Source organism: Mycobacterium persicum (assembly GCF_002086675.1).
GTDB lineage: Bacteria > Actinomycetota > Actinomycetes > Mycobacteriales > Mycobacteriaceae > Mycobacterium > Mycobacterium persicum.
In genome coordinates, this window is sequence record NZ_MVIF01000067.1 from 1 (window position 1) to 15480 (window position 15480).

At 64.8% G+C, this 15480-nt stretch carries 16 protein-coding genes and 2 pseudogenes; 11 read left to right on the top strand and 7 right to left on the bottom strand.

Annotated features, from left to right (window positions below; translation table 11 throughout):
* From BST40_RS18715 to BST40_RS18725, 3 genes are all read right to left on the bottom strand, one after another.
* Positions 1 to 780, bottom strand: a 780-nt coding sequence (locus BST40_RS18715; RefSeq protein WP_142276760.1) for a PE family protein, incomplete at its 3' end; no start/stop codon positions are given.
* 65 nt (positions 781 to 845) lie between these two features.
* Positions 846 to 2039, bottom strand: coding sequence for a PPE family protein (locus BST40_RS18720; protein ID WP_075549038.1), 1194 nt, complete (start codon positions 2037 to 2039; stop codon positions 846 to 848).
* Positions 2040 to 2860: 821 nt separating this feature from the next.
* Entirely contained in the window at positions 2861 to 3373 is a 513-nt protein-coding gene (locus tag BST40_RS18725) for a TetR/AcrR family transcriptional regulator (protein ID WP_083155100.1), read from the bottom strand.
* Between the two features lie 177 nt (positions 3374 to 3550).
* Here BST40_RS18725 and BST40_RS18730 point away from each other — a divergent pair, with 177 nt between their 5' ends.
* From BST40_RS18730 to BST40_RS18745, 4 genes and pseudogenes are all read left to right on the top strand, one after another.
* Positions 3551 to 4300 carry a hypothetical protein gene (locus BST40_RS18730; protein WP_083155084.1) on the top strand — a complete coding sequence of 250 codons (750 nt, stop codon included), beginning with the start codon at positions 3551 to 3553 and terminating at the stop codon, positions 4298 to 4300.
* On the top strand, positions 4297 to 5043 hold the full coding sequence (locus BST40_RS18735) for a hypothetical protein (protein ID WP_089025221.1): 747 nt from the start codon (positions 4297 to 4299) through the stop codon (positions 5041 to 5043). Before BST40_RS18730 ends, BST40_RS18735 begins: the two co-directional genes overlap by 4 nt.
* A complete protein-coding gene (locus BST40_RS18740; RefSeq protein WP_083155086.1) occupies positions 5040 to 5630 on the top strand; it encodes a cytochrome c oxidase subunit 3 in 591 nt (196 codons plus the stop codon). The genes BST40_RS18735 and BST40_RS18740 overlap by 4 nt, the downstream gene beginning before the upstream one ends.
* Before the next feature lie 6 nt (positions 5631 to 5636).
* Positions 5637 to 5912: pseudogene (locus BST40_RS18745) on the top strand (cytochrome C oxidase subunit IV family protein); the annotation flags it as partial.
* A 553-nt stretch (positions 5913 to 6465) separates the two neighbouring features.
* On the opposite strand, the gene BST40_RS18750 reads toward BST40_RS18745, so the two are convergent.
* Complete coding sequence (locus BST40_RS18750) at positions 6466 to 7755, bottom strand: cytochrome P450 (protein ID WP_083155088.1); 1290 nt, start codon at positions 7753 to 7755, stop codon at positions 6466 to 6468.
* A 202-nt stretch (positions 7756 to 7957) separates the two neighbouring features.
* On the opposite strand from BST40_RS18750, the pseudogene BST40_RS18755 reads away from it, so the two are divergent.
* A pseudogene (locus BST40_RS18755) lies at positions 7958 to 8657 on the top strand (TetR/AcrR family transcriptional regulator).
* On the opposite strand, the gene BST40_RS18760 reads toward BST40_RS18755, so the two are convergent.
* The 3 genes from BST40_RS18760 to BST40_RS31820 are packed head-to-tail and all read right to left on the bottom strand — an operon-like array spanning position 8573 to position 10204.
* Positions 8573 to 8935 carry a hypothetical protein gene (locus tag BST40_RS18760; RefSeq protein WP_240316692.1) on the bottom strand — a complete coding sequence of 121 codons (363 nt, stop codon included), beginning with the start codon at positions 8933 to 8935 and terminating at the stop codon, positions 8573 to 8575. The pseudogene BST40_RS18755 and the gene BST40_RS18760 overlap by 85 nt on opposite strands.
* A gap of 59 nt (positions 8936 to 8994) precedes the next feature.
* The gene (locus BST40_RS18765; RefSeq protein WP_075549026.1) at positions 8995 to 9759 is read right to left on the bottom strand and encodes an enoyl-CoA hydratase/isomerase family protein; all 765 of its coding nucleotides are present in this window, start codon (positions 9757 to 9759) and stop codon (positions 8995 to 8997) included.
* The gene (locus BST40_RS31820; RefSeq protein ID WP_240316501.1) at positions 9728 to 10204 is read right to left on the bottom strand and encodes a hypothetical protein; all 477 of its coding nucleotides are present in this window, start codon (positions 10202 to 10204) and stop codon (positions 9728 to 9730) included. The genes BST40_RS18765 and BST40_RS31820 overlap by 32 nt, the downstream gene beginning before the upstream one ends.
* Here BST40_RS31820 and BST40_RS18775 point away from each other — a divergent pair.
* The 6 genes from BST40_RS18775 (at position 10203) to BST40_RS18800 (ending at position 15480) form a co-directional block, all read left to right on the top strand.
* Positions 10203 to 11384, top strand: a complete 1182-nt coding sequence (locus BST40_RS18775; protein ID WP_075549025.1) for an amidohydrolase family protein — start codon at positions 10203 to 10205, stop codon at positions 11382 to 11384. The genes BST40_RS31820 and BST40_RS18775 overlap by 2 nt on opposite strands.
* Positions 11381 to 12841, top strand: a complete 1461-nt coding sequence (locus BST40_RS18780; RefSeq protein WP_075549024.1) for a FadD3 family acyl-CoA ligase — start codon at positions 11381 to 11383, stop codon at positions 12839 to 12841. Before BST40_RS18775 ends, BST40_RS18780 begins: the two co-directional genes overlap by 4 nt.
* 294 nt (positions 12842 to 13135) lie before the next feature.
* Complete coding sequence (locus tag BST40_RS18785) at positions 13136 to 14029, top strand: hypothetical protein (protein ID WP_083155090.1); 894 nt, start codon at positions 13136 to 13138, stop codon at positions 14027 to 14029.
* Positions 14026 to 14595, top strand: a complete 570-nt coding sequence (locus tag BST40_RS18790) for a twin-arginine translocation pathway signal (RefSeq protein ID WP_075549022.1) — start codon at positions 14026 to 14028, stop codon at positions 14593 to 14595. Before BST40_RS18785 ends, BST40_RS18790 begins: the two co-directional genes overlap by 4 nt.
* 42 nt (positions 14596 to 14637) lie before the next feature.
* Positions 14638 to 15270, top strand: coding sequence for a fatty-acid--CoA ligase (locus BST40_RS18795; protein ID WP_083155092.1), 633 nt, complete (start codon positions 14638 to 14640; stop codon positions 15268 to 15270).
* A gap of 12 nt (positions 15271 to 15282) precedes the next feature.
* Positions 15283 to 15480: a (2Fe-2S)-binding protein gene (locus BST40_RS18800; protein WP_075549020.1), complete on the top strand. Its 198-nt coding sequence runs from the start codon at positions 15283 to 15285 to the stop codon at positions 15478 to 15480.

A 15480-nucleotide genomic window follows, 5' to 3' on the forward strand; every position in this document is an offset into this window, starting at 1 on the left:
GCCGTACAGCAGGCCGCCCGCGCCACCGGAGCCACCGGCACCACCGGAGCCACCGGCACCACCGGAGCCACCGGAGCCACCTCCGCCGTGGCTACCCGCTCCGCCGGCTCCGCCGTTGCCGCCGTTGCCAATGAGGCCGGCTGCTCCGCCGTTGCCGCCGTTGCCGCCCGCACCGCCAGCGATGGTCGCGGTGCCGCCGGTGCCGCCGGTGCCGCCGGTGCCGATAAGGAGTCCGCCGTGGCCGCCGTGGCCGCCGTTGGCGCCGGCGCCGCCGGCTCCGCCGGCTCCGCCGTTGCCGAATAGGCCGGCTGCGCCGCCGTTACCGCCGTTGTGGCCGGCGGCGCCGGATCCGCCGTTGCCGCCGTTGCCCCACAGCCATCCGCCGTTGCCGCCGTTTTGGCCGGTCCCATTGAGGCCGTTGACGCCGTTGCCGATGATCGGGCGCCCCACCAGCCATTGGCTGTCGGCATTGGCGCCCTTGAGGGCACTCTGGGCGGCGTTGTCGACCTCGGTGGTCCAATACTTGAGGGTGCTGCCGTTGAGCAGGTCGACAAATTGCTGATGCAGCCATTCGTAGTCGCGGCTGAGCGCCTGCCAGGTCTGGCCTTGGTGAGCCAGCAGGGCTGTCATTGTCGCCGATACCTCATCGGCGCCGGCCGGCGCCAACCCGGTGGTCGGGATCGCCGCAGCAGCGGTGACCTGGCTAAACGCCGTACCGATGGCGGCCAAATCCGTTGCGGCGCATTCCAATGCCTGCGGCACAATGGTTACGAATGGCACAGCTGACTCTCCTGGGGTCTACCAGTGTCGTTGGGGGGCAACGTGTATGCGCCGCAGTCGGATGCTTATCCGATGCCGGCGTGCGGGATCACGCTGTGGGCGATGGCCAGCGTCGGCGCGCCGGCGCCGACACCGCCGCGGCTGCTTACCTCGCCGGGTGGCGGCGCAGTCGAGCCCGCACCCCGGGGGGGAATGGGCATCATCGGCATAGCATCGGCGGATCCGGTTGCCGGGGCCAAGGAGGCCGGGGTTGATCCAAGTCCTTGCACGGCCGCACTGGACAGCCCGCTGGGCACCGATCCTGGCCAGGTTGCCGGCACCGATACCGCGCTCATGGTGTGGGCCTGACCCAACGCCGCCGACATCGGCGCCCCCGACACCGCCGTAGCGCCCAGTCCGCTCAGACCCATCGACGACGCAGGGCCACCAACAAGAGGCGACGCCGCGCCAGTAGCACCGAACCCGGCAGCACCCAACCCGGCGGTGGCCCCGCGAGCACTGGACATCGCCATCATCAACGGCGACATCATCATGCTGGCCGGATACATCCCCATCTCGGCCACCGACAACACCGATGACACCGGTATGTCGGACATCACACCCGTGATCGCGTCAAACAGCCAAGCCAGCGGAGGCACATGCACCGGCGTGACCGGCATCAGTGGCGGGGTGACCGGCATGATTGGCGGCGTGACCGGCAGGAAGGGTTGAACCGCCGTACCGCCTACTAGTTGGGCCGGCGGCGCATTCAACGGTGTCAACGTCGAGGCCACCGCCACCGCCTTGGTGTGGTAGCCGATCATCGCGCTGACATCCTGCGCCCACATCTCGGCGTAAGCACTTTCCGTCGTCGCGATCGCCGTAGCGTTTTGGCCCAAGAAATTCGTGGCAATCAGCGTCGCCACCAACGTCCGATTCGCGGCCACCGCCCCGGGATGCACCGTCGCCGAAAACGCCGACTCATAAGCAGCAGCCGCCGCCGCGCTCGAAGCCGCCGACGACTGCGCGTGCTCCGCCGCTGCGCTCAACCACTCCATCAACGGCGCCGCTGCGGCCGCCATCGACAACGACGCCGGCCCAGCCCACTGCCCGTGAACCAACCCAGCGATCACCGACTCAAACGACGACGCCGTCGCCGTCAGATCCTGGGCCAACCCCTGCCAGGCAATCGCCGCCCCATGCCACGAGCTCGACCCCGCACCCGAATACATCCGAGCCGAATTAACCTCCGGCGGCAGCCACGAAAATTCAAAGACCATTTCCACTTCCCTCATAGCGTCATATATTTCGGTCAGAAGGTTCAACCGCTGGTACACGAGCGACCAAGAATTTAACTGGGCCGAAGCCAACTCTTAGAACATGAAGTAATGCCCACTTCAAGAACAAGATAATCAAACGCCAAGACCTTGACGTGTTGTCACTAATTCAAATAGGGAATTCTCCGTTTCGGACTGAAGCGGATGGCGCGCACGATGTTGTCAACAGCCGGCCCGACCGCCTCAAACTTTCACGAGACCGCTGTTCCGATCAGTCTCTCAATGCCAATCGGAAGCAACTATCTCGCCGGCTGTGATAGATATCAAATAGTTAATGATGATCGCACGATAAGCACCCGTTATCAACATCCAGCCTCGGGCGCAAAGTGCCGGCTGCGGTCGCTCGCACAGGTCCGCCTGTCGTACGGGTTGATACGCGAAAGTACATGTGCCACGGTGTAAATCGGCCTATTCAAAGTCTGGACACGGGTAGCGGTACTTTGGCGGTCAACAGTGTCGCGGCTGTGCCGCGGTTAAGGCATCGCCCGACTGTTTACCTCTACCGGCGATCGGTACGGTCAAACGCGGGTGCGCCCGAACAGCCGCTGAACGCCCGCCGTCCGGGGGCAGCCCGCCGCCGTATCAAGCCGGCACGAAGAACGAGGCTTGGGCAAGGCAGCGGGGCGCAGTAAGAAAGGGCGTCCAGGAAACTTGTTGGCGTGGGTTTCGATATTAACCGGGAAAATGTCTAGCCGTCGAACATCGCACCCGACGGATCACGTAATCGAAGGAGTCCTCAGCCTATTTCTGCGGGGTTAGCCCGGTCACTCCGCGCCGATGAGCCGACGGGTGATGCGACGCAATTGCGAACGCAGTGACTCGTCGTCGATATCAGCGACCAAGGGGTGCATCACGCCGACGGCAATCGCGCCCGACAACATCGCCGCCGACACCCGGGCGTCCTCGGCGGCATCGTCGACCAGCACGCCGTAGAGCCGCGCGATGAATTGCTGGAACGGCCGGTGTTCGGCCAGCAGCCGGACGATGACCGGATCGAACTGCAACGTGCTGGCCGCGCCCCGGCGCTCGACCGCCACGTCGATCACCCGCTCCAGCAGCAGCTCACGCGCTCGCGGCTGGTGAACCTGGGTTTCGGCGGCCTCCAGCGCCTCCTCCAGGCCACCGAGCTCACGTTCGGTGAGGGCGATGACGATCTGCTCTTTGGTCTTGAACTGGTGGTACACCGCGGCTTTGGTCACGCCGATGGCGTCGGCGATCATCTGTAGCGAGGTGCCGCCGACGCCGTGTTCGGCGATCAGTTGCAGCGCCGCATCCAGAATGCGGGTCTGCGCGGGGCTGCGCGCGATGAAGCGGAACTGGCCGGGCGGCGGCGTTTTCACCACATCGAGAGCCTAGCCGATCGGCTATTGACCGTAGCTAGCCGATCGGCTAGCTTCGCTGAGAAGCCGCACCCCGCGATCGCCCAACGACTCGCGGACCGGAAGGAGTCCCCGATGTCCGCCATCGGCGAGCACCGAAGCGCTCCGCCATCGGCGCCACGGCGCATCGATGGTGAGCTGATCCTGTTGTGGACGTTGCCTTTCGTGGCGATCATCTGGGTTTCGGCGTTTGTGCTGTTTCCCGGTTTAACGCCTCCGATGTCGCCCAGAATGCCGGCGGAGCAGGTGGCCGCCTTCTATCGGGAAAACCAATCCGGGGTCCGCTACAGCATGATCCTGTTCAACTGGTTCTGCGTGGGCCTGATCCCGGTCCTGACCCTGCTGGTGATGCAGATTCGCCGGATGGCACACCGCACACCGATCTTTTCCTACTGCATGCTCGGATGCGTGGCCGGCGGACCCACTCTGTTTCTCATCGCCAACGTCTGCTGGTTGCTCGCCGCGTTCCGCCCGGAACGCAATCCGGAGCTGACTCAGATGTTCAACGATCTGGCCTGGCTTACCTTCACCACTCAGGTGCCCTTCCTCATCGGGCAGAGCGTGATACTTGCCCTGGCAATCTACTTCGACGATGCGTCACATCCGGTATTCAGCCGGTGGGTGGCCCATTTCAATCTGCTCATCGCCGCGGCGCTGGTGCCGGCGGCGTTCGCCGGCCTGACCCTGTCCGGCCCTTTGGCGTGGGACGGAGCGTTGTCGTTCTGGCTCAAGAACATCGCCATCGCGGTGTGGATCGTCGTGGCCGCCGTCATCCTCGGCCGGGCTGTTTCCCGGCAGCGCGCCGACGAATCGGCCGGCGCATGAGCGCAATGCCGGCAAACCCCAAGCGCGAGTTGCGGCTGGCCTGGTGGACGCTCGTGGTCTTCTACAACTTGTTCGTCCTGGTATTCTTCGTGCTGACCCGCACCCAGCCCCCGCCAGACCCCTCATGGGACACACCGATAATCGTTCGGTGGTTCCAGGACAACCACTTTGGGTTAGTCATCGGCTTTGCCATCATGTTCGTCATCACCGGTATGACGACGATGAGCAACGCGCTCATCGCTTATTCCATGCGCCGCATGTCGGTCAGCCCCGCATTCGCATACTCGTACCTGGTGTTGTACTCGCTCAGCGCGATTCCCGGAATGATGCTGATGTGCATCGTGCTCACGGCGGGGGCGATGCGCCCCGAGCGTGATCCAGAACTGATCGGTTGGCTCTACGACTTCGGTTTCCTGTCGTTCATCGGGACCATGGGGGTGTTCCTGATCGGCTCGCTGGTGTGGATGCTCGCCATCCTGATCGACAAGAACCAGGTTTTCCCTATGTGGTTCGGCTACCTCAACCTCTGCAACGCGCTCACCGAGATCGTGGTCTCTCCGGCCTGGATTTTCCGTCGCGGCGTCTTGGCGTGGAACGGACAGATCGCCTGGTGGCTCAACATGGTCGTATTCGGTATCTATACAGGCGTTTTCATCGTCCTGCTGCGGCGGATGATCCAGCGTGAGGACTTCGGTACCGGGGCGCTGCCCGCGCTTGCGGCCGGGAAGGTGGCCGCGCCATGACCGCCGATGCGAACAAGCCGCCCAGGTTTGTCCCCGGCCAACCGGACATGTGGGCCTTCGTACTGTTCGAAACACTGGTATTCACCGCCTATTTCAGCTTCTACCTGTTCTACCGCACCCAGAGCCCCGAGCTCTTCCTGCGCTCCCAGGCGCAGCTGGACCTTCGTATCGGAGTCTTCAACACACTTATTCTGCTGCTGAGTTCCTGGTCGGTGGCACGATGTGTCCAGTCGGCCCGCGCCCACGCATACCGAGCGGCGCGCACCGACGCCTTTCTCACCGCGTTCCTCGGCCTGGTGTTCCTATGCGCCAAGGTGTTGGAGTGGACAAAGCAGATCCGGATGGGCAATTCCTTGACCGCTAACGACTTCTTCACGTATTACTTCCTTCTCACCGGTATCCACTTCGTGCACCTGCTGATCGGATTCGTCGTCATCGGAGTTGTGGTGTATCAGCTGTGCGGCCCGACACGAACAGGTCGGGGATCTCGGGGATCGCAGCGGTTGGTCGAGACCTGCGCCACCTACTGGCACACCGTCGACTTGCTCTGGGTGCTGATTTTCGCCCTGCTGTACGTGGTGAGGTGATCCGACATCAGATTCAACAAGCGGCTGTTGGTCGTCTGGGTGGTGCTGGCGTCATTGACGCTGTCGTACCTGTGGCTTGATTACGCTGTCGACGGATCTCCGAAGGCCAGTGGGGTGGTCACGTCGAGCGTGATAGTGATCGCACTCGCCAAGGTACGCATCATCTTTCGCGAGTTCATGGAAGTCAGGCAGTCTCCCGCCGTGCTGCGGCGCCTGACGGACGCATGCGTGCTGGTTGTCGGCGCTGCGTTGCTGGGCAGCTATCTGGTGGGGATGACGGTCCATCAGGACAGTTGCGGACCTAGTCAAGGGTCCGGCGATCACATCATTCACATTGGTTTCTGTTCCAGCGGTGCGTAGTTCGTCCGCCCGCGCCCGGAAATTCCTGGCGTTCCACGGATGTGGCTGGTCAAGGATGTCCTGGTGCGCAGCCTTGGCTGCCCAGGCAGGTCGATATTGGATCTTCGCTCACCGAGTCGACTGTGATGCCGCCCTATCGAGTGTGTGGTGACGCCTTTGACTGTGTATGTAGGGCGCGAACCGCCGCAATCGGCCGCCCTGACGGCACGCTCGGCGCCGCCGGCGCGCACTCGACGCCGTCAGCGCACAGTCGGTGCCCTGGGAGCTGTCGCGGGACACCACAGGCACATTGGGCGCAGTAGACGCCGTCGACGGCAGCGGAGTGGCGCAAATCCCGTTCGAGTTCTCCAAGTCTTCGAGCAGATCGAGACCGGTTCCACACTGTGACGCTGGTCTGAGCGGGCGGCCTCGAAGACGCCTCACACTCCGTAAGCCGCTGTGCCGCGCGCTCTTCGGGAGTCACTTGAGAGGCGCGTCAGCGTCGGTTCGTACCCGTCGGGGTGAAGGTGAGATGTAGTTCGGTGAGCCCGCGCAGGATGTACGTCGGTTCGTATCGGTAGCGGCGATCGTCCGCCGGCCCGTGTTTGGTCTCGTCGGCGGCAATGTCGGCCATCCGGTCCAGGATGCGCTCGATCGAGACCCGGCCCTCTACGCGGGCAAGGGGTGCGCCGGGGCAGGAGTGCACTCCGCGGGCAAAAGCCATGTGTTCGCGAACATTCCTTCGGTCGAGGCGAAACTCGTGCGGATTGTCGAATCTTCGCGGGTCGCGGTTGACGGCACCGGGCAATACCATCACCACGGTGCCGGCCGGGATATCGACCCCGGCGACGGTGGTGGCCCGGCGGGCGAGCCGCGAGTCGCTCTTGACCGGGCTCTCCAGCCGCAGTGATTCCTCGATGAATGCCGGAATCAAGCTGCGGTCCTCGCGCAGCCGCTGCTGTATGACCGGCCGGTCGACGAGCACCTGCAGCGCGGCGCTGAGTAGTTTGGCCGTCGTTTCCTGTCCTGCGGCGAAAAGGAATGTGGCCGAACGGACTACGTCAAGGATCTCGGGTGTGGATCCGTCCGGATACTTCGCCGTCGCAAGCGCGGTCAGCACATCTTCACGCGGTTGGCGGCGGCGGTCTGCGATGTAGCTGCTGAACTTCTCGTCGAGCCACTGCAGCGGGTTGATGCCGACCGACTCGCGGTCCAGTCCACCCACCCGTCCGCCGGGACGCTCGGCGCCCAACATGACGCGAAACTCTTTGTGGTCGTCTTCCGGAACCCCGAGCAGATCGGCAATCACCAGGGTGGCAAAGGGTTTGGAGTATTCGGAGATGAACTCGCACCGACCGTTGCCGAGGAACTCGTCGAGCTGGCGGTCGGCCAGGCGCCACATGAACTCCTCGTTCTGCTTGAGGCGGCTCGGCGTCAGCAGCCGGCTCAGCAGTGACCGGGCACGGGTGTGATCCGGCGGGTCCATGGTGACCATGTGCTCGTACATCGGGAACTTCTGGCGGTTCTGGTCTATCTGGGCGTTGATGTCGTCGCCCTCGGGTACGAACGGCAGCGGCGGGAACGGTCCGCCCAGTGCGACGCAATTGGAGAAGGAGTCGGTGTCCTTGTAGACCGCGGTGGCCTCGTCATACCCGGTGACGGCGACGACGCCGTAGTGCGGCAGCCGCAGCACCGGATTTTTGCCGCGCAAGTAATCGAAATACGGGTAAGGGTCGGGGACCAGCGACGGGTCGGTGAAAAAGTCGATCGAATGGTAGTCGCTCATGTCGCGCGTGCCTCCCGCAGCTGGCGTTTGCCGAATGGGCCCTCGGCGGCGATAGCTTCCGCCGCCCGAATCCGACGATGTGCTGAGCACCTGCTTAGCATGGCGGTAATGTCATGGTCAAGGCGGACTACCCGGCCACCACGGCGACATCGCTACGATCGGCGTGGTCGACGTCGAGGCATCGAAAATACGGAGTGAGGGCATGACATCGGCTCGCCGGATCGGGGCGCCGGACGCGAAGAATCGCGGCCTGCTGCTCGACGCCGCCGAGCAACTGATGCTCGAAGAGGGCTATGCGGCAGTGACTTCGCGCCGCCTGGCGGGTAAGGCCGGGTTGAAGCCGCAATTGGTGCACTACTACTTCCGCACCATGGATGAGTTGTTCCTGGAGGTGTTTCGCCGTCGCGCCGAAGCCGGTCTGCGGGTGCAGGACCGAGCGCTCGAGTCGCCGCAACCGCTGTGGGCGCTGTGGCGGTTCGGCACCGAGCCCGGGTTCGCAAAGATGACAATGGAATTCATGGCGCTGGCGAACCATCGTAAGGCGATGCGGTCCGAAATCGCTTACTACGCTGAACGTTTCCGCGAACGGCAGCGGGTGGCGTTGACGGCCGCGCTGCAGCACTACCACGTAGACACCCAGGACGTGCCGCCGGTGGTGTGGACGGTGCTGATGACCAGTATTTCGCGATTTCTGGTGATCGAGCAGGGGCTAGGCATGTCGGGCGGACATGCCGAAACAGTGGAAGTGGTCGAGCGCTACCTGCGCCGTCTGGAGGGTGAGCCGCAGCCGGTCGAGGGATAACACAGCCGCGCCGAGTCACCAGTTGCGCAGCGAACAGAGCACGCCGCGGGGACCGTCCTTGGCGACGACGACGACCCCGTCAACGGCCAGATCGCAATGAAACATCGGTGTGCCCGGTTCCGGGCCGGTGCTGGCGGTGACCATTGCCCACTGGTCGGGATTGGCCAGCATGACCTGCATGGTCCACGGCCTGCCCGGAGCGATGTCGGCCTGGATGTTCGGTGTGAACTGATAGGGGTTGTGGCTGTAGTCGGAAAAGACGGCGGGATCCTGGTCCTGGTAATAGATGTCAGCGTAGATCGGGAGCTTCGCCGAGATGGTGTACCGGACCTGATGCATGGGTGTGTCGTCGGCGTGTGACCGGCCGGTGCTTGCCATCAGACCCGCGCCCGCCAGCAAAACCGCCAAGCCGAAACCCAGTTGCCTCCTGGTCGTGATCATGTCGCGCCTCCAGCCGGCCGGCGGGGACCGGACGTGCGGTTGCGCACTCGCGCCGCGGCCTGCCAATGAGCCTCCGCCACCCACAGTCGTGCAAAGGATGCTATCGCTTCATCAGCCGAAACACCGCTGATCACCCGCTTGATCTCGGTCGCCGGGTGGCGCGCCAGGGCTGCGGCAACCGATCGCCAGCCACGATCCGGCGAGTCGAACGAGGCGCGGGGCAGCACAAGATCCACCAGGCCGATCCGTTCGGCCTCGATGGCGTCGAGCGTCGTTCCCGTGCCCGCCAGCAGCAGCGCCTTGCTCTTCCCGACCAGCGCGGCCAGTCGCTCGGCGCCGCCCCAGGCCGGCATGATCTCCAGCTCCACCTGATTGAACGCGATCTTGATGTCGTCGGCGGCAATCCGGATGTCTGCGGCGACAGCCACCTCGGCGCCACCGCCGAAGGCGTGGCCGTTCAGCACGGCGATCACCGGAGCCGGAAAAGCCGCGAGCTGGTCGCAGATGGAGCGCATCCGCTTCGCCATCGCCGAGGCGTCCTCCTCGGTTCGCAGCGAGCTCAGCTCCTTGAGGTCACCGCCGGACACGAAGGCCCGGTCCCCGGCGCCCCTGATCACCAGCGCACTCGCGCCCGCCGCCGCCTCGAGTGCCGTCTGCAGCTGGTCCATGGTGTCCGGCGCGATGGCGTTGCGCGCGTGCGGGCGGTCGATGGTGAGCACCGCCAACCCGTTACCCGACTTGTCGAACTCGAGGTCCACCATGCGTCAGTGCTTCCGGGCGAGCGGCGATATTGGCATTCTCTTGCTTGGAGAATAGCATCGCCGTTAAGGCTCGGGATTTCCCTCGCACAGGACGATCGAGGTCGGCGATGGCGACTCCGGGGCGACGCTGGTCATCGATCAATGGGCCCAACCGATTGCCGCCAAGTCGGTCCGCATCCGCGATCTCGCCGGTTTCACCGGCAGGTTCTCCGATGGCGACGGTGGCGACGCCCACACCAGTTTCGCCGACAATACGTTCACCGTCAGCGGCACCGCCAACGGCTTCGACACCGCCACCAGCCAGCCGGCCACCGCCGAGTTCCGGATCGCCGCCCGCTGCTAAGCCCGCTGCTGACGCACGCTGCTGACGCACGCCACCGGAGCCCGTTGCGGCGAACCCGGTGAAGAGAATACTATTCTCGTAAATCGCGAAGGAGGATTCCATGTCGTCGGGCGCGCTGTCGTATCCGTTGTTCGATGCGGATAATCATCTCTACGAGACCGAGGAATCGCTCACCAAATACCTGCCCAAGCAGTACCAAAACGTGATCCAGTACGTCCAGGTGAAGGGGCGGACCAAGATCGCGATACGCGGCCAGATCAGCGACTACATCCCCAATCCCACGTTCGAGGTGGTCGCCCGTCCGGGGGCGATGGAGGAGTACTTCAGGGTGGGAAACCCGGAAGGCAAGAGCCGCCGGGAGATCTTCGGCGAGCCGATGCGGTCGATTCCGGCCTTTCGCGAACCCGGTCCGCGGCTGGAGCTGATGAATGAGTTGGGCGTCGACCGCAGTTTGATGTTCCCGACATTGGCCAGCCTGGTCGAAGAACGCATGCGCGACGACCCGCTGCTCATCCATGTGGTCGTGCACGCGCTGAACCAGTGGCTGGACGAGGTGTGGGGCTTCAACTATCAGAACCGCATCTTCACCGTGCCGGTGATCAGCCTGCCGATCGTGGAGAAGGCGATCGACGAGCTGGACTGGGTGGTGCGACGCGGCGCCCGGGCGGTGTTGGTGCGGCCGGCGCCGGTTCCTGGGTACCGCGGCCCGAGGTCGTTCGCGCTGCCGGAGTTCGACCCGTTCTGGCGGCGCTGCGTCGAGCATGACGTGCTGGTGGCCATGCACTCGTCGGACAGCGGCTATGCCCGCTATACCGCGGAATGGGACGGCGGCGACAAAGAGATGCTGCCCTTCCAGACCAACGCATTCGCGATGCTCAACGAGTGGCGCCCGGTGCAGGATGCGGCGGCGTCCTGGGTGATTCACGGCGCGTTGTACCGCTTCCCGCAACTCAAGGTCGCGGTCATCGAAGCAGGGTCGAAGTGGTTGTTCCCGCTGCTGGAACAGTTGGCCGACGTCTACAAGAAGACACCGGAAAGCTTCCCCGGCGGCGACCCGGTCGAAGAGATCAAGAACCGCATCCACATCAGTCCGTTCTACGAGGACGGGATCCGGGACCTCGTCGACCTGATCGGGGTGGACCACGTGCTGTACGGCTCGGACTACCCGCATCCGGAAGGGCTCGCGGCACCGCGACATTACGCCGATGCGCTGCAGTACCTCAGTGTCGACGATCAGGCAAAGATCATGGGCGGCAACCTGTCTCGGCTCGTTTCGGTATGACGCAGTCGGCGCCGCGGCGCCGGGACGAACCACCATGGGAAACCATCCCCGAGATGGTCGGCAGCGCGGCGGACCGGTTCGGCGACGCCGAAGCCGTCGTCGACGGACCGCTGCGGCTCACGTTCACCGAGCTGACCGACCGGGTGCGCCGGGCCGCGGGTGCGTTCGCCGCGACCGGAATCGACAAAGGTGACCGGGTTGCGATCTGGGCGCCCAACTCGGCGCAATGGATCATCGCCGCGTTCGGGCTGCTGACGGCCGGCGGCGTGCTGGTTCCGGTCAACACCCGCTTCAAGGCGGCCGAGGCGGCCGACATCATCGAACGCAGCGGCGCCAAGGCCGTGCTCGTCGAGAAGGGCTTTCTGGGACTGGATTTCGTTATCCCCGGCGCCATCCCGGTGATCGACGTCAAATCGGGGTTCCTCGACAGCGGCAAGCCCTTCGAGCGTGCGGTCAGCGGCTCAGATGTCGCCGACATCATCTACACCTCGGGAACCACCGGGCGGCCCAAGGGCGTGCTGATGGACCATGCGCAGACGTTGCGGCACTACGCGGAGTGGTGCGACCGCGCCGACCTGCGCCAGGGTGACCGCTATCTGATCGTCAACCCGTTTTTTCACATCTTCGGGTACAAGGCCGGTTGCATCGCGTCGCTGATCCGGGGCGCCACGATCGTTCCGGTGCCCGTATTCGACCTCGGTTGGGTGTTGGAATTGATTGAGCGGGAACGGATTACGATGCTGCCGGGACCGCCGACACTGTATCATTCGCTACTCGGGGCCCAGGGTGAGCGGGATTTGTCGTCGCTGCGCGCGGGGGTGACGGGCGCCGCCGACATTCCGGTGGAGCTGATCCGGCGGGTGCGCACCGAGCTGCCCTTCCAGACCCTCATGACCGGTTACGGCCTGACCGAGGCGGGCACCGTGACGCTGTCGCGGCCCGAGGATTCGTTCGAGGACATCGCGACCACCGCCGGCGTGCCCTGCGATGGCATCGAGGTCGGCATCGCCGACGACGGCGAGATCCTGGTGCGCGGGTACAACGTGATGAAGGGCTATCTCGACGACCCGGTCGCCACCGCTGAGGCCATCGACGACCAGGGCTGGCTGCACACCGGGGATCTGGGCAGCCTGGACCAAGCGGGTCGGCTGCGCGTCGTCGGCCGCAAGAAGGACATGTTCATCGTGGGCGGATTCAACGCCTATCCCGCTGAGATCGAAGGCTTCCTGCTCGAGCATGAGGCGGTCGCGCAGGCCGCCGTGATCGGTGTTTGCGACGACCGGCTCGGGCAGGTGGGCAAAGCGTTCGTCGTTCGCAAAGGTGTTGTCAGTGCCGACGAATTGATCAGCTGGTGCCGGGAGCGCATGGCGGGGTTCAAGGTGCCGCGCTCGGTGCAGTTTGTCGACGCGCTTCCGCTCAATGCCACCGGCAAGGTGGTCAAAGACCGGTTGCGTTAAACCGGCGATGTGCTGGCTATGAGAATGCTATTTCCGCTGGATGTAGGATTATTTGGCGTGGCTGCGGCGTGACCTCGGGGTGGAAGGTGATGACTTGGCTCTCCAAGGACCGGCGATGCCGTGCGGCGGGCGCCAGCACCTGGCCGGCGGCCGCGACGTCGGCCCGGGTGCTCGCGTGATGTCGGCCTTGCCTAGTAGGGTTGCGCAACAGCGACGTCTGGCCACTGGCGGACCAGGGGTAGAGGAGATCCGCGTTGAGTTACCCGAGCAGTCGCCCCGTCGGGCCGGTGAATCATGAGCGCCGGCAGCAACCAAAACGCCGCTGACCCGAGATCGATTCTAGTGAGCGACGACGAAACCGCAAGCACCGCAGCTGAATTGCGGGCATTGGCCGAACAGGCCGAAGCCGAGGCCGCCGAAGCCGAAGCCCTGGCCGCCGCCGCCCGCGCCCGCGCCCGCGCAATTCAGTTGCGCCGCCAGGCCGAAGTGGCCGACGGCCCGGCCAAAGGCCCGGCCACCGAAGAAGTCGGCGCGGAGGTATCCAAGGGTGAGCCGGACGATTCCGAGCCCCCGGTGGAAGCTGAAACCGTCAACGCCGAGCGTGGTTTGGACGTAGGGGGCGACGACAGCGACGTCGCGGTGGTCGATGTGTACGTCGATGCCGACGAGGCGCCGGCGCGGCGCCGGCGCAGGCTGCGGCTCACCCGGTCCGCGGTTGCCGCTGCGCTGGCCGTCATCGTCATTCTGGCCGCGCTGTCGGGCAGCCTGTACATGGTGGTGAAGCATCGCGACGCCACCCGCCACCGTGAGCGAATGGCTGAGTTCGCCGCAGCGGCGCGACAGGGCGTGGTGACGTTGACATCGCTGGACTTCACCAACGCCAAGCAGGGTGTGCAGCGCATCCTGGACAACTCCACCGGGACGTTTCGTGATGATATGGCAAAGGTGGCAGACGATTTCATCAAGGTGGTCGAACAGTCGAAGGTGGTCGAGCAGGGCACCGTCCAGGCGGTCGCCGTCGACGTGGACACCATGACCGACGACTCGGCGGTGGTGCTGGTCGCCTCGACTTCCGAAGTCACCAATGCCGCCGGAGCCAAGCAGGATCCCCGCAAGTTCCGGTTGATCGTGACCATCACCCGCGACGGTGACCAGCTCAAGATGTCGAAAGTCGAGTTCGTGCCATGACCGCAGAGAAAACGTCGGTCGAGGAGACTGTGGAGGCCGACCCGGCCTCGCCGAGCGATGGCGTCCGGCGCGCACGGCCGAAGCGCCGCAAGGTGATCGCTGCCCTGATGGCGTTGCTAGTGGCGGCCTCGCTGGCGCTGCTGGCAGGACTGTATTTCTCCTCCTACCGACCGGACCGCGAAGTCGATGACCAGGCCGCCAAGTCGGCGGTCGCGGCGGCTACCGATGGCACCATCGCCATCCTGTCGTACTCTCCAGATACTCTGGAGCGCGATTTCTCTTCCGCGAGATCACATTTGACCGGCGACTTCTTGTCGTATTACGACCAGTTCACCCAACAGATCGTCGCACCGGCCGCCAAGCAGAAGTCGGTCAAGACGAGCGCGGTGGTGCTTCGCGCCGCCGTATCCGAATTGCATCCGGACTCGGCCGTCGTGCTGGTGTTCGTCAACCAAAGCACCCAGAGCGCCGACCGGCCGGAGCCGACGTTGACGTCCAGCAGCGTCATGGTCAAGCTGACCAAAGCCGACGGGAAGTGGCTCATCTCATCGTTCGATCCGGTGTAGGTCGGTGTAGATCGGGGGTCTGCGGGTGACGGGAATACGAGCATGACCAATGAGATCCATTCGATGGTGATCGCGTCCGACTACCGGGTCCCGGATCCGAGCCGAGTGTGGCCGTTGTTGCAGCGCAAGAAGTCGGCGCTGGCCGCGATCGGAGCCCACCACGTTCTGGTCTATACCTCGACCCACGACTACGGCCGAGTCCTGGTGATGATCGGCGTGCACAGCCGCGAACCGATCGTGGAGCTGCTGCGCTCCCGGGTCTTCTTCGAATGGTTCGACGCGGCGGGCGTCGCGGACATCCCGGCGGTCTTCGCCGGCGAGATCGTGGACAGGTTCATTGCCGAGGCTCCGGCCGCGGGGGCCGCCGGCCGGGCACCGGGGGTCGTGGTGGCCGGAATCGCGTCGGTGGACGACGTGTCGACACTGACCGCCGAGGTCGGCCTTGCGATGGCGCGGTTCAGCGCCGCCGGCATCCGAAAGACGTGGGTTTTCCAGGCTTTCGACGACGAGCACGAGGTCCTGATTCTGCAGGAATTCCCGGACGAAGGGCGCGCCCTGGAGTGGATCGACCATCCCGATGCCGCGGCCCAATGGATGGGCCGCGCCGGAGTGGGTGCCTACCCACCGCTGTTCGTCGGCCGGCTTTCGGAGATGATGCGGATCGAGACGGATTGAGCGGATCGCTCGATGTATGTCTGCCTGTGTAACGGCGTCACCAGCCAGATGGTGGCCGAGGCCGTTGCTGCCGGCGCCTCGACCACCAAGGATGTGGCCCAGGCCTGCGGAGCGGGCGCCGACTGCGGACGATGCCGGCACACCATTCGCGCGATCCTTGGTGCTCGTCGAGGCGGTGCTGTCGCGGAGCGGACACCGCACCGGTCCTGA

Coding starts and splice junctions, on each gene's coding strand:
- BST40_RS18720 (WP_075549038.1), bottom strand. CDS start 2,039: ATGGTCTTTGAATTTTCGTGGCTGCCGCCGGAGGTTAATTCGGCTCGG.
- BST40_RS18730 (WP_083155084.1), top strand. CDS start 3,551: ATGTCCGCCATCGGCGAGCACCGAAGCGCTCCGCCATCGGCGCCACGG.
- BST40_RS18735 (WP_089025221.1), top strand. CDS start 4,297: ATGAGCGCAATGCCGGCAAACCCCAAGCGCGAGTTGCGGCTGGCCTGG.
- BST40_RS18740 (WP_083155086.1), top strand. CDS start 5,040: ATGACCGCCGATGCGAACAAGCCGCCCAGGTTTGTCCCCGGCCAACCG.
- BST40_RS18750 (WP_083155088.1), bottom strand. CDS start 7,755: ATGAGCGACTACCATTCGATCGACTTTTTCACCGACCCGTCGCTGGTC.
- BST40_RS18760 (WP_240316692.1), bottom strand. CDS start 8,935: ATGGCAAGCACCGGCCGGTCACACGCCGACGACACACCCATGCATCAG.
- BST40_RS18765 (WP_075549026.1), bottom strand. CDS start 9,759: ATGGTGGACCTCGAGTTCGACAAGTCGGGTAACGGGTTGGCGGTGCTC.
- BST40_RS18775 (WP_075549025.1), top strand. CDS start 10,203: ATGTCGTCGGGCGCGCTGTCGTATCCGTTGTTCGATGCGGATAATCAT.
- BST40_RS31820 (WP_240316501.1), bottom strand. CDS start 10,204: ATGGAATCCTCCTTCGCGATTTACGAGAATAGTATTCTCTTCACCGGG.
- BST40_RS18780 (WP_075549024.1), top strand. CDS start 11,381: ATGACGCAGTCGGCGCCGCGGCGCCGGGACGAACCACCATGGGAAACC.
- BST40_RS18785 (WP_083155090.1), top strand. CDS start 13,136: ATGAGCGCCGGCAGCAACCAAAACGCCGCTGACCCGAGATCGATTCTA.
- BST40_RS18790 (WP_075549022.1), top strand. CDS start 14,026: ATGACCGCAGAGAAAACGTCGGTCGAGGAGACTGTGGAGGCCGACCCG.
- BST40_RS18795 (WP_083155092.1), top strand. CDS start 14,638: ATGACCAATGAGATCCATTCGATGGTGATCGCGTCCGACTACCGGGTC.
- BST40_RS18800 (WP_075549020.1), top strand. CDS start 15,283: ATGTATGTCTGCCTGTGTAACGGCGTCACCAGCCAGATGGTGGCCGAG.